We start from the raw sequence: 12972 nt of genomic DNA, 5'->3' as shown, positions 1-12972 counted from the left end.
CAATTAAATTAAATTAAATTAAATTAAATTAAATTAAATTTAATAGTCTTGCCAGCTATCATTTTTCAGTTCTTGCCACTTTCGATAAGATAGTATTTATATATTTGCATCATATATTATTTTATTAATCTTGCAACTGTGATTAAAAGGAGCAATAAAATGGGTCGTATATTTAATAAATTAGTACTTTTTCTAACAATTTTTTCAGTAGTATTGGCAACTTTAGCACCGGCAATGGCAACAGGTCCTTCTTATTCCGGTTTAAGTAATGTCAATATTCCAGAACAGACGGTCACGATTATTGATAGTGATGTTACTGTAACTAATTCAGATGGTACTGGATTTGGAAGCGGTTACATCGAATTCAATCTATCGAATTCAACTTCCTATGATGACCTGGACATACAAAGTTCAGGCTCTCCAACAACAAGTGGTGCAATCTCTGTAACAGGGAGCAATGTATATGTCGGAACAGGCAGTAGTACTGTTCAGATAGGTACTATTAACTCAACATATGATGGCCAGGATGGTCAAAAACTTAAAATTGACTTTATTACCGAAAGTGGTAGTGTACCAACAAATAATGATTTTGAATCCGGGGATTTGACCGGATGGACCACAGACACATCCATTGCTACAGTTCCAAGTACTCCGGAACTTCTGGCAATAATGGAGCAAACTGCTGATGGAGACCCTGATGCTGATGGTGGTTATGATCTGGATAATACCGGCGATACAATAACCCAGGTAGCATCTATAGATACCAATGCAAATCAAGGAACATATGCCCTGAAGCTTAGCAACGCCGGAGCCCATAGTACACAAGCATATGGTTATGTTTGGGGGCCATCAGCAGTAAGTTCCAGTTTTACGGCTGATGCCGGAGATAAGATATTATTTGACTGGATGGCTACCAATGACGGTGATTGGTATGTGGCTTACGCATTACTCATAGACAACCAAAATAGTGGTAGTACCGTTTTGTTTGCAGACCAGGGTTCAACCAGCAGCTGGCAGACAGAAGAGGTAACTGTAACCCAAAATAGTAATGATTTGCAATTCAAGTTTATTGTTGGTAGTTATGATGCTTCAGGTGGACAGGCTGTTGGAGCTACTATGCGTATTGACAATATTCGTGCAATGCTTGTAACAGATAGTGTTGTTACTTCTCTGGCACGGTCTATCACTCATAATTATACCGACGGCAGTCCTTCAGGAACAGTAACATCTGGAAGAACTCTGACAATAAATGCTGAAGATGCAGACAGTGAGTTATCCTCAACTACAACCACACTTTTCGTTTATGGAGATGCTCCAGTATTCAATTCAGGTACCACCTTCACATTGTCAGAGAATGAGACAAACCAGACAATGGTATTCTATGATGCACAGGCGAATAACTCAGATGGTGGTTCGGATGATCAGGATATCACTTATTCAATCACCGGTGGAGATGGACAGTCTCTGTTTGACATCGATTCTGATGACGGTGAAGTTCGTTTGAACAGTGTTGGTGTGAACACACTGGATTATGAGGCAAAGACCAGTTATTCATTAGAAATTGAGGCTGATGACGGACAGGCTGTAAATGGTACCACAACTCATACAATCACAGTTAATGTTACAGATGTTATCTCCACTTTATCCATTGGAAATGTTAATAATATAACCTGTGACTGGGGCCGGGATTTCAACTTAAATCATTCGATTCTTGCAACAGCAGATCCTGCTAATGGGGTATCTCTGAACTACAATGTTTCATGGATTCCAGACGGCAATCAGGGCGTAGTGGATTCAGGCGACACTGAGTGGCATAATCAGACCCTTTCTAATTCAACTGTTCAGGAAATATCAGTTCTCTTGAATGGAACTTCAACTGATTCTTCTGCAGTTAATGATTCTGATATCTTCACCCTGAATATCACTAACAGGGATATCATAATCACTTCAGACCCTGAGCCTTCATACTCTGTCGATCCGGGAACTCTGATATGGATCAATGCCAGCGCAAAAGGTGAGTATAATGAAACATTTGTAGGTAATGCAGTTTTGACACTAAATGGTAATGCTATAGGCGATCCAAAAGCTGTTACCGATGGTAATGTGAGTTTTAATACGACACGGTCTGCTGGAGGAACTTATAATTTTGCAGTTATGTTCTATAACACAAGTTATTATTACAACACTTCTACCAACAGGTCTGTTTTAACAGTTAATGTTCCTGAAGAAAGTGACTCACACAATCGTGTTTCAACAGGCCCAAGCCTGGATCCTGCAACAGTAAGTTCAACCGATACGTCTGTAAAATATGTAATGGGAGGCACACCTGTAAAATTCGATCTTTCTGGTGGAGACGATCCTGTAATGGCTATAAGCTTTGATGCAAAAGATAATGAAGGTCTTATAGTTTCAAAAGTTCAGGTCTTTAAGGAACGACCATCTGATGTACCTGCACCACAAGGTAGCTCTTATTCTGTCATGAGTATCGACGTTGGTGCCAGTGGGACTATCTCCACACACAATGCTGACAACATCCAGATTCGTTTCAAAGTCAGTCGTGAATGGATAGAGGAGAATAACATTGATGTTTCTACAATACGTATGAGCAGGTATCATGGTGAACAGTGGAATGATCTGCCCACTCATCAGGAAAGAGAAGAAGGTGAGTATATCTATTTCTACGCCGAAACCCCTGGATTCTCAATCTTTGAAGTTGTAGGAGATGAGGTCGCTGAAACCACAGAACAGGTACCTGCATCAGCTCCTTCTGTTGAAGAGCTTGCAGAAGAACCTGTAGAAGAAGAAACGCCGGATACTCCAGGACTCACTGCTTTTGCAGGAATTGTGTTTGTTTCACTTGCGTTCCTGATGAGAAGAAAATAAAATAAGGTTGAAAGAGGGCTTTAAGCTCTCTACACTTTCTTTTTTTACTTTAGTTTCTTTTACATCTTATTTTATATCGTGTAAAAATCTGCCATCTGGACTTTAAGGTGTGCATGTTTTTTCTTAGATTGATATGATTAATCGCAGGTCATGAATAATTTGAATGTTCCGAAAGGTCCGGCAAAGTCGGCACTTTTCCATAAAAATAAACAAAATGATTTGCGTAATACTCAGGAATAGTTTTTGCAGGAGTTCTGTAAAATTCTCAGTTGATATGCAACATTGTTTGTCAACATTTCCTGTATGGAATCATCGAAATATGCCGTCTTCAGCGGATAATTGCTTTGTTTTAGCTCAGTGTTTTTGTGGAAAAATAGCATAAAGGCTGTATCAGCCACAATCAGGATTTCTACAGAGTCAAAAATAATGTCACATATCAGATATGGTATCCGACACAAAAGCGATACACAACTCTTATCTCATCCAGTTCTTTTGCATCGAACTGAATCTCATTATCATTTGCTGAATATTTCATATCTTCAAAATCTTTGAAGACAACTTCACAGTTTATGTTTTCAGAAAGCTGTGATTTGAAATCATCGCATTTCCTTGCGATCTCTATAGCAAGTTTTTCAGTTTCATCTGAACTGAAAACTTCAGCATTAACTGGAGAATAAACAACTTCAGTAGTGAGTTTTTCCCTGTCTATGAGATTCATCCAGAAACCATTCATCACAGTGTTATCAAGCATATAGTCCTTAATCTCGAAACTTTTGCTTATTACATTATTCAAATCAGAACACCTGATATTTTCATAGATCTAAAGACTTAAAACAGTTTTTATGGTACAATTTCAGACAACTTCAATAATGTATAAAAAAAGACATTGCGGAGTAAATCTCCGCACAGTTTAATCTAAGTGAGCTATTAGTTGTCTGCTCCGTTTGGAGAACTTGCAAGGCTGCCACCTAGATAAGCTACGGTTCCGCATATAAGTCCGATGAATACTGGATGGATAAGCGGGTTGCCAAAGAGCTGCCACAGGACAATTGAGCCAAAACTTGCAACGAGGCTGGCGATAAATCCAGTTGATGTACCGCGTTTCCAGTATAGTCCAAAGAATAGTGGTACGAAAACACAGCATGCAATAACTCCCATACTAACAGAAACCAGTGGCACGATAAGTTGTGGTACATCAATTGCAAAGAAAGCGGAGACAATGATAATTATAACTCCGACAATCCTTGTTATCTTGAGTATCTTATCGTCTGTTGTTTCAGGTTTGAAGTACTTCAGTATGTCTGAAGTAAGGGATGTTGTTGTAACAAGTACAATTGCACTCATTGTGGACATTGCGGCTGAAATAGCTGCAAGCAGCACAATACTGTCAAATCCTGCAGGGAGAAGTGATGTTGCAAGGAATGGCACCAGTCCGTCAGGGTTAGCTATGTAAGGTGCAAGCTGTTCCTGACTGAAAGCTCCGTATGCCAGAATTCCCAGTGAGAAAATGCAGAGTGCATAAATTGTGATGGAAATAGGTCCGTAGATTCCTGCAAAACGTACAACTCTCTTATCCTTTGCCGAGAACAGCATTATAAGCAGATCAGGAAGTGCCAGCAGTCCGAGACTAATTGCAAAGGCAGTTCCAAACGTTTTTTGCCATGGAACCATAGCTCCACCCATATTCAGTATGTCTGCCGGGATGGCATTCCATATATCAGCACCACCGCCACTTGAAAGAAGTCCTCCGTACAGGAATACGGCACCAACGAGCATGATAAGTCCCTGAAGGAAACTGATCCATAGAATGGCTGGCAGTCCACCGATCACATAATAGAGGGCGACAATTATGACAGCTATTATTAGTCCCTGAACATAAGTTACTCCGAGAAGTCCCTGGAAAAGATTTGCACATCCCTTGAAGATTGCAACCAGATAAACGGTGTACATCAAGAGCATTATTGCTGCAAGAAGCACCTTTCCTTTCTGTGAATTGTAGCGGCGTTCCAGAAGTTGTGGAACTGTCTTTGCATCGTACTGCTGTGAAGCTGCCCATATTTTAGGTGCAACAAGGAAGGCAATGCATGCAAATGCAACGTGGAAAAATACTGCCCAGATTACCCAGGGAAGTCCGGCAACAAGTCCGTATCCGCCGCCTCCAAGGAATGAGGCTGCACTGAAATATGCTGCCATGTATGCTATACCGATAACAGCAGGGTGTGTGATATTACGGTCAGATATCACGAATCCTGAAAATGTTCCCTGTTTGAGTTTAATTGACAACAGCAGAATTCCGATAACATACAGAACAAGAAGTATATGGTTAATCATGGTCCTGCCTCAGTACGAAAAAGAAAGTTATTCCAAGCATAACAATAACTGCTGCGATTAAATACAGATAAGGCAATGGCATTAGTTTTTCCTCCGTTCATCCAGATAACGGGGTTTGAAGTAAACTTCAGTTAAAATGTTGTGTATCAACACCAAGTATTATTCTCCTCCTTCAATGAACTTATATGTACTATAATGTGCAATAAAAAACATTAATATTTAAAAAGCTTTTGATTACTTTATGCAGAATTAAATGCAATTAAGATGGGCGGTAGCATATATCTATGATGTAGTTCATTTTTAGATGTATATACAGTATCTGTTTATGATCTTATATTTTAATCCAACATTATATGGAATTTAACTATGCCCGAAAAAACAGAACTAGAGAAGCTGGCTGATGAGTATAAAGACAGTTCTCCGCAGGAGATACTCGATTATGCCCTAAACATGTTTGGCAAGGATATTACCATTGCATTCAGTGGCGCCGAGGATGTTGTGCTCATCGACATGGCCACAAAGATAATGCCTGATGTGAGTGTCTTCTCCCTGGATACAGGTCGTCTGCATCCAGAAACGTATCGATTTTTCGATGTTGTAAGAGAACACTATAACCTCCAGCTTGAGATTTTCTTCGCTAATCGGGAGAAGACCGAGGAACTTGTCCTGAAAAAAGGTATGTTCTCATTCTACAAAGACGGACATGCTGAGTGTTGTTCTGTCAGAAAGGTGGATCCTCTCAGGCGTTCACTAAGCACAAGGGCTGCATGGATTACAGGCCAGCGTAAGGATCAGAGTCCTAACACACGTTCAACTATTCCTGTGGTAGAGTTAGATCCTGCGTTTGGGGATGGCAATCTCATAAAGTTCAATCCTCTGGCAAACTGGAGCTCAAAACAGGTATGGGACTATATCAGAGAGAACAATGTCCCTTATAATGAGCTTCATGAGAAAGGTTATGTCAGTATCGGCTGTGAACCATGTACAAGACCTGTCCTGCCGGGACAGCATGAGCGTGAAGGACGCTGGTGGTGGGAAGAGGCTACAAAGAAAGAATGTGGTCTGCATTCAGGAAACATAAAGCCTCAAAACTGAAAGAAGACAGAAGACCGGAATATCATATTAAAGGAAGATTCCAGGGAAAATTAAAAATGTCACTGAAATTACATATAAAATTATTTTTACAAATTAACAGAGGGTCTGAATGATAACTACGGAAGAATCATACCATCTTTCAAATCTGAAAACACTTGAAGCTGAAAGTATTGGTATCATCAGGGAAGTAGCTGCGGAATTCGATAACCCTGTGATGCTGTATTCCGTGGGAAAGGATTCATCGGTAATGACCCATCTTGCCATCAAAGCTTTTTACCCGAAAAAGGTACCTTTTCCGTTGTTGCATATCGATACCGGATACAAGTTTCCTGAAATGTATGAGTTCAGGGACGAATATACAAGGAAAAATGGTCTTGAACTGAGAGTTCACAGGAACGAGGAAGCCCTTGAAAGAGGAGTGAATCCCCTATCAGTTGGAACTGTTAAGTGTTGTGCCGAGCTTAAGACAAAAGCTCTTCTTGATGCATTAAAAGAAGGCGGCTATGATGCTGCATTCGGAGGTGCAAGAAGGGATGAGGAGAAATCAAGGGCAAAGGAGAGGATATATTCTTTCCGTGACAAACATGGTCAGTGGAATCCGAAAAACCAGAAGCCTGAACTCTGGAATCTCTTCAATTCAAAGATAGACCAGGGAGAATCCATAAGGGTGTTCCCACTTTCTAACTGGACAGAGCTTGATATCTGGACCTATATTTATCATGAGAAGATCGATATTGTTCCCCTCTATTTTGCGAAGGAAAGACCTGTTATCGAAAAGAACGGTCAGTTGATTCCAGTTTATACGGACGAGTATGAGGACGAGGTCAGGGATGTTATGTGTCGCTTCAGGACGCTTGGATGCCATTATTGTACAGGCGCAGTGAGATCAGAGGCTGACACTCTGGAGAGGATCATTGAGGAGATGATGGTTGCACGTCACTCCGAACGTATTACAAGGGTGATTGATCACGATCAGGATAGCTCCATGGAGCAAAAGAAGAGGGAGGGATACTTTTGAGTTCCGAATCTCTCATCGAGCAGAGTCAGAACATCGATCTTCTGCGCTTTGCTACTGCAGGTAGTGTCGATGATGGTAAATCCACTCTCATTGGCAGATTATTACATGATTCAAAATCAATATTCGAGGACCAGTTACACACTATTAAGACTTTCTCAAGAACCCACAGGAATCAGGAAATAGATTATTCACTGGTCACCGATGGTCTGAAGTCGGAAAGAGAGCAGGGAATTACTATAGATGTTGCTTACAGGTTCTTTTCCACTCCAAAGAGACGTTTCATTATAGCTGACACTCCGGGTCATGAGCAGTATACAAGGAACATGGCTACAGGTGCATCCAATGCATCCCTTGCCCTGATTCTCATTGATGCAAGGAACGGAGTTGTTACACAGACTAAAAGGCACTCATTTATCTCATCCCTGCTGGGTATCCGTAATTTTGTAATTGCTGTCAACAAGATGGATCTGGTAGACTATTCGGAAGAAGTGTTTGAGAATATTGTGAATGAATTCAATGCATTTGCCGATAAATTATCTGATGAATCTGTTTATTATATTCCAATAAGCGCGCTTGAGGGCGATAATGTCATTGAACGAAGCGAGAATATGCCCTGGTATAAGGGTTCCACATTGCTTGATTATCTGGAGAATGTGAATGTCTCCTGTGGACGTAACCTGAACGATTTCAGGTTCCCTGTCCAGTATGTGAACTGGGGAGGAGGCGATGATTTCAGAGGATATTGCGGTACAATAGCTTCAGGTGTGGTTCACAAGGGCGATAAAATAAGGGTTCTTCCATCCGGTAAGACAAGTACGGTTTCAAGGATTGTCACGTATGATGGAGACCTCGATTATGCCTTCTCTCCTATGGCAGTGACTCTTTGTCTAGAAGATGACATCGATATAAGCCGCAGTGATATGATCGCAAAAGTGGACGACCTACCAGCCATTGCAGGCAGTTTTGAGGCAAATATTGTCTGGATGGATAACACTCCCATGGAGATTGGTAAGGACTATCTTATCAAGCATACAACCAGCATGGTAAAAGGCAATTTCGAAGAAGTTATCCACGAGTTCGACCCGGATGATATCAGTATGAAGTCATCGCAATCCCTGGGACTTAACAGCATCGGTAAGGTTAAGGTTGAATTGAAGAGTCCGGTGTTTGCAGATATCTATTCAGAGAACAGGGCTACGGGTTCGTTCATAGTAATTGACCCGCATACGAATCAAACTGCTGCAGCGGGTATGGTAACAAAATACAAGCAGGTATCACCTGATAAAGGATGCAAGTCTGTAAAGGCAAGGGTAATTTCATATCCTGCTGATAAAAAAGAAGAGGCAAAGGCTAAGTATGACCGTCTTTCCATGCATGGTACACATTGCATCTATGTGGATGACGATCTACTGAAGGAAACTCTCTGTAAGGGAAAACCAGTTGATGTAGGGCAGTATTCTGAAATGATAGAGAACCTGTGTAAGATTGTTACAAAATCAGGTGTATCTGTTGTAATATGCTCGGACCACTTTAAAAGTTAAATTAAGCTAAATGCCATCTGTTCATGGTGGCATTCTTAATCTTTTTTGATTTTTTGATTAGTTCTCTAAACTCCAAAAACCCACCGTCAAAACATTTATATTTCATCAAATAAGTGCATAGGTCAACATTAATTGATTTATGCAATTCATATTCCTATATGAATATCCGTAAATTCATTTTCTAATCTTCTAATTATCTTCATTCGAGAGGAATGACATTGACCGGTAAACGTATACTAATGGGCAACGAAGCCATTGCTTTTGGAGCCATGAAAGCTGGCCTCCAGATTGCAAGCGGTTATCCTGGCACACCATCCAGTGAGGTCATGGAAACAATTATTTCACATGCAAAAAAGTACGGCATTTATGCCGAGTGGGCAACCAATGAGAAAGTAGCGCTTGAAACTGCAGTCGGTGCTGCATATTCCGGTGCCAACACTATTGTAACAATGAAACAGGTCGGTCTGAATGTAGCTTCCGACCCTCTCATGAGTCTTTCCTACATAGGCATCAAAGGTTCACTTGTAATTCTTGTTTCCGATGACCCGGGACCACATTCATCCCAGACAGAGCAGGACACAAGAGCATTCGGTCACTTTTCCAACATTCCTGTTCTTGATCCATCAACCCCACAGGAAGCCTATGACATGACAAAACTGGCCTTTAAGCTTTCACATGAGCTTGAAACTCCGGTAATTTTAAGAACTACAACAAGAGTTTCCCACGGCTGTGAAGATGTTCTCATCGAGGATATCGAGCCAACAGCAAGGGACATTGAAGGTTTTGTGAAGGACACCAGATGGACAATATTCCCGAAGCTGACAGCCCAGCGTCATCCTCTTCTGGAAGAACTTCAGGTAAAAATGTCTGACCACTTTTCAGAGTACTTTAACGATAATACATTCAACTCGATCACAAAAGGAAGCAGCAGGATAGGAATTGCAGCTTTTGGTGTTTCCGCTCTTTATGCAAAGGAAGCAATAAAAGAGCATTCTGATGTTTTCTCCTTTTTTAAATCAGGTACAGCTTATCCTTTTCCTGAAAAAGCAGCCCTGAAATTCATGAAAGGTTTAAACGACCTGATAGTTGTTGAGGAACTTGACCCTTATATGGAAGAACAGTTTCTGCAGATAGCAGGAAAATATCATCTTAATATCAATATCCACGGAAAGAAGAACGGCTCTTTCCCTGTAAGCGGCGAGTATGATGTTGATGTTGTTACAGACAGCATTAATCGTGCACTTGAAAATATAGGTTCTGAAGATGCTGAAAGTGCTGCTGCGAGCATCAGGCTTTCTCATTCTGTAGCAGCTGTAAAACCAGAGGATATTCCAGCTCTTCCTATCCGTGCTCCCACATTATGTGCAGGTTGCATGCACCGCACAGTATTTTACGCTTTTAAGAAAACCGCTGCTAAACTGAAAAAACAGGCGGGTATTGATTCAGTATTTTCCGGTGACATCGGATGTTACACACTTGGAAATGCACGTCCTCTTAATATGGTGGACACCTGCCTCTGTATGGGTGCAGGTATAAGTGTGGCAGCAGGTCTTTCCCATACTCCTGAATTCATGCAGGGTGAGAAAGCAAAACAGGTTGCATTCATAGGTGATTCCACATTCTTCCACTCCGGTATCGCTGCTGTTGTAAGTGCTGTCTATAACAATGCTGATATTACAATTGCAGTTCTTGATAATCGAACAACTGCAATGACAGGACACCAGCCCCATCCCGGTATAGGTTTAACGGCCATGGGCTCACCTGCAAAGATGATTGATATTGCAGAAGTTCTCAAAAGCTGCGGTGTAGGGATGGTCAAAACAATTGAAACTGATGACCTCGATAAGTGTATGGATATAGCCGCCGAGGCGATGGAATTCGAAGGTCCGTCTGCTGTGGTGTTCAAAGGTAAATGCGTTGCAATATGCAAGCCAACAGGACAATATGTTGTTGATGAGGAAAAATGTACCAACTGTAAGTTGTGCATAAACCAGCTTGGTTGTCCTGCAATATTCTCAATATCCTCAGGCATACCGGTAATACAGGATACATGCAGTGGCTGTGGTCTGTGTGCACAGATTTGTCCGGCTGGTGCAATTGTACTGAAGGAGGCCTGAAAATGAAATTCGATATTCTTATAGCAGGTGTTGGTGGCCAGGGTGTTGTATTGGCTTCCCGTTTGCTTGCTACCGCTGCCATGGATGCAGGTTTCCATGTTGCTACTGCTGAGACCATAGGAATGGCACAGAGAGAAGGTTCTGTTACCAGCCATGTAAGAATTGGCGAGGATGTTTCTGGTTCACTGATACCACAGGGAAAAGCAGACTTGCTTATTGGTCTTGAACCTGCAGAGGCTGCAAGGAACATTATTTTCCTCGGCAAAGATGGTAATATGGTTGTCAATGAGCATGCTATAATGCCTTCAACACAGGGTTGCGATGAATATGACCCGGAGAAAATACTGGAGTTCCTGAAAAAAAGTTGTCCACAAACAATTACTGCTGATTTCACTGGACTTGCAAAGGATGCAGGAACATACAAGGCAGCTAACGTTGCCATGATAGCAGCATCTGCAGGTGCTGGTCTTTTGCCGTTCTCTGATGAATATCTGTGGGGTGTACTTGAGAAGATGATTCCTGAAAAGTACAGGGAAGTTAACCGCAGGGTTTTTGACAGAGCCATTGAAAGTGTTTCAAAGAAGGCTGGCAGGGAAATAAACGAGGATAAATAACCACAGGGTGAGTTGAATGTGTAACTGTCACGATAACAACAGCAAGAAGCTTGCAGATAAAGAGAACGATGATGCTGATTACCGCAATCTCTGTGACTATGATACATCCGTGGAAACAAGAACTGCCAGTCTCATGGACCTTCTGAAAAGAGTAACCGAAGGCAGTCCATTTTACAAGAAAAAGTTTGCAGAAGCCGGTGTTGATATTAGCGAGATTAACTCTCTTGAAGATATCAGCAAGCTTCCTTTCACCACAAAAGAAGAACTCAGGGATGCCTATCCATTGGGATTACAAGCTGTTCCAGATGAGGAAGTCGTGAGGATACATTCATCTTCAGGGACAACCGGAAGCCCGGTAATTATTCCTTACACAAAAGGGGATGTAGAAGTCTGGGCTGACATGATGATGCGCTGCTATAAGATGGCAGGGCTTACAAATAAAGACAGGATACAGATAACTCCAGGTTATGGTTTATGGACTGCTGGAATCGGATTCCAGGCTGGTACGGAACTTCTGGGTGCAATGGCTGTTCCTATGGGTCCGGGAAATACTGAAAAGCAACTCCAGATGATGCAGGACCTCAAATCCACAGCTCTTGCAAGCACTTCATCCTATGCTCTCCTACTTGCTGAAGAGATTACAAAAAGAGGGCTGAAAGATAAGATTCACCTGACTACAGGCATTATAGGTTCAGAACGCTGGAGTCCTAAGATGAGGGCCCGTATTGAGAATGAACTGGGAATTGATACATATGACATCTTCGGCCTCACCGAGATATACGGTCCCGGAATTGCTCTTGACTGTTCACTACATGATGGTCTTCATTATTGGTCTGACCATCTGCTCTTTGAGATCATAGACCCTGTAACCGGGGAAACTCTGCCGGATGGAACTCTTGGTGAGCTGGTTATCACCACGCTTACAAAGGAAGGTGCACCGCTCATACGTTACAGGACAAGAGATCTGACTCGTATCTATCCGGAACCATGTAAATGCGGATGTCCTTTCCCGCGTATTGACCGCCTTCTTGGTCGTACTGATGACCGCATCAAGATCAAGGCTGTGAATGTTTACCCCGGACAGATAGAGGATGTAATCATGAGGGTGGAAGGTGTGAGCAGTGAATACCAGATTATCCTTGAAAGAGAAGGTGGAAGGGACAGTATGCTCTTCAGGGTTGAGATAGAGAATGCTGATGATCCTGAGGTCAATAAACAAAGATCAAAACAGATGAACAAGGCTTTCCATGATTTCATCGGTGTAAGCGTTGATGTGGAGTGCGTTCCTATCGGAGCATTGCCACGTAGTGAAAAGAAGAGTAAGAGAGTTATTGATAATAGGGAGATGTGAGTTTACATCACTCTTTATCAAC

General features: G+C 41.8%; 9 protein-coding genes. 7 read left to right on the top strand and 2 right to left on the bottom strand.

Annotation, left to right across the window (positions count from 1 at the left end; genetic code table 11):
- The first annotated feature begins 213 nt into the window (after nt 1–213).
- Entirely contained in the window at nt 214–2883 is a 2670-nt protein-coding gene (locus V7O61_RS08830) for a PGF-pre-PGF domain-containing protein (RefSeq protein WP_407282102.1), read from the top strand.
- A 436-nt stretch (nt 2884–3319) separates the two neighbouring features.
- Here V7O61_RS08830 and V7O61_RS08825 read toward each other — a convergent pair whose 3' ends face one another.
- Nucleotides 3320–3676: a hypothetical protein gene (locus V7O61_RS08825; RefSeq protein WP_407282104.1), complete on the bottom strand. Its 357-nt coding sequence runs from the start codon at nt 3674–3676 to the stop codon at nt 3320–3322.
- A gap of 134 nt (nt 3677–3810) precedes the next feature.
- Complete coding sequence (locus V7O61_RS08820) at nt 3811–5214, bottom strand: sodium:solute symporter (RefSeq protein ID WP_407282105.1); 1404 nt, start codon at nt 5212–5214, stop codon at nt 3811–3813.
- Between the two features lie 366 nt (nt 5215–5580).
- Between V7O61_RS08820 and V7O61_RS08815 the strand changes: the two genes are divergently transcribed.
- The 6 genes from V7O61_RS08815 to V7O61_RS08790 all read left to right on the top strand — a co-directional run bounded on the left by V7O61_RS08815 (nt 5581) and on the right by V7O61_RS08790 (nt 12950).
- Nucleotides 5581–6309 (top strand): phosphoadenylyl-sulfate reductase, encoded by a 729-nt coding sequence (locus tag V7O61_RS08815; RefSeq protein WP_023843819.1) that lies wholly within the window; start codon nt 5581–5583, stop codon nt 6307–6309.
- Nucleotides 6310–6418: 109 nt separating this feature from the next.
- Entirely contained in the window at nt 6419–7327 is a 909-nt protein-coding gene (gene cysD, locus V7O61_RS08810) for a sulfate adenylyltransferase subunit CysD (RefSeq protein WP_407282106.1), read from the top strand.
- Entirely contained in the window at nt 7324–8868 is a 1545-nt protein-coding gene (gene cysN, locus V7O61_RS08805) for a sulfate adenylyltransferase subunit CysN (protein ID WP_023843817.1), read from the top strand. The genes cysD and cysN overlap by 4 nt, the downstream gene beginning before the upstream one ends.
- Before the next feature lie 212 nt (nt 8869–9080).
- The gene (gene iorA, locus V7O61_RS08800; protein ID WP_407282107.1) at nt 9081–10985 is read left to right on the top strand and encodes an indolepyruvate ferredoxin oxidoreductase subunit alpha; all 1905 of its coding nucleotides are present in this window, start codon (nt 9081–9083) and stop codon (nt 10983–10985) included.
- A gap of 2 nt (nt 10986–10987) precedes the next feature.
- The gene (locus V7O61_RS08795) at nt 10988–11599 is read left to right on the top strand and encodes an indolepyruvate oxidoreductase subunit beta (protein ID WP_407282108.1); all 612 of its coding nucleotides are present in this window, start codon (nt 10988–10990) and stop codon (nt 11597–11599) included.
- Between the two features lie 133 nt (nt 11600–11732).
- Complete coding sequence (locus V7O61_RS08790) at nt 11733–12950, top strand: phenylacetate--CoA ligase (RefSeq protein ID WP_342766040.1); 1218 nt, start codon at nt 11733–11735, stop codon at nt 12948–12950.
- The last annotated feature ends 22 nt before the right edge of the window (nt 12951–12972 follow it).

Source organism: Methanolobus sp. WCC1 (assembly GCF_045690315.1).
Classification (GTDB): Archaea; Halobacteriota; Methanosarcinia; order Methanosarcinales; family Methanosarcinaceae; genus Methanolobus; species Methanolobus tindarius.
The sequence above is the reverse complement of the archived record's forward strand: the minus strand, read 5'-3'. Positions and strand labels throughout refer to the sequence as shown.

What these genes read in the sequence shown, in the direction of transcription:
- cysD (WP_407282106.1), top strand. Translation starts at nt 6,419, where the DNA reads ATGATAACTACGGAAGAATCATACCATCTTTCAAATCTGAAAACACTT.
- V7O61_RS08795 (WP_407282108.1), top strand. Translation starts at nt 10,988, where the DNA reads ATGAAATTCGATATTCTTATAGCAGGTGTTGGTGGCCAGGGTGTTGTA.
- V7O61_RS08815 (WP_023843819.1), top strand. Translation starts at nt 5,581, where the DNA reads ATGCCCGAAAAAACAGAACTAGAGAAGCTGGCTGATGAGTATAAAGAC.
- iorA (WP_407282107.1), top strand. Translation starts at nt 9,081, where the DNA reads ATGACATTGACCGGTAAACGTATACTAATGGGCAACGAAGCCATTGCT.
- V7O61_RS08790 (WP_342766040.1), top strand. Translation starts at nt 11,733, where the DNA reads ATGGACCTTCTGAAAAGAGTAACCGAAGGCAGTCCATTTTACAAGAAA.
- V7O61_RS08820 (WP_407282105.1), bottom strand. Translation starts at nt 5,214, where the DNA reads ATGATTAACCATATACTTCTTGTTCTGTATGTTATCGGAATTCTGCTG.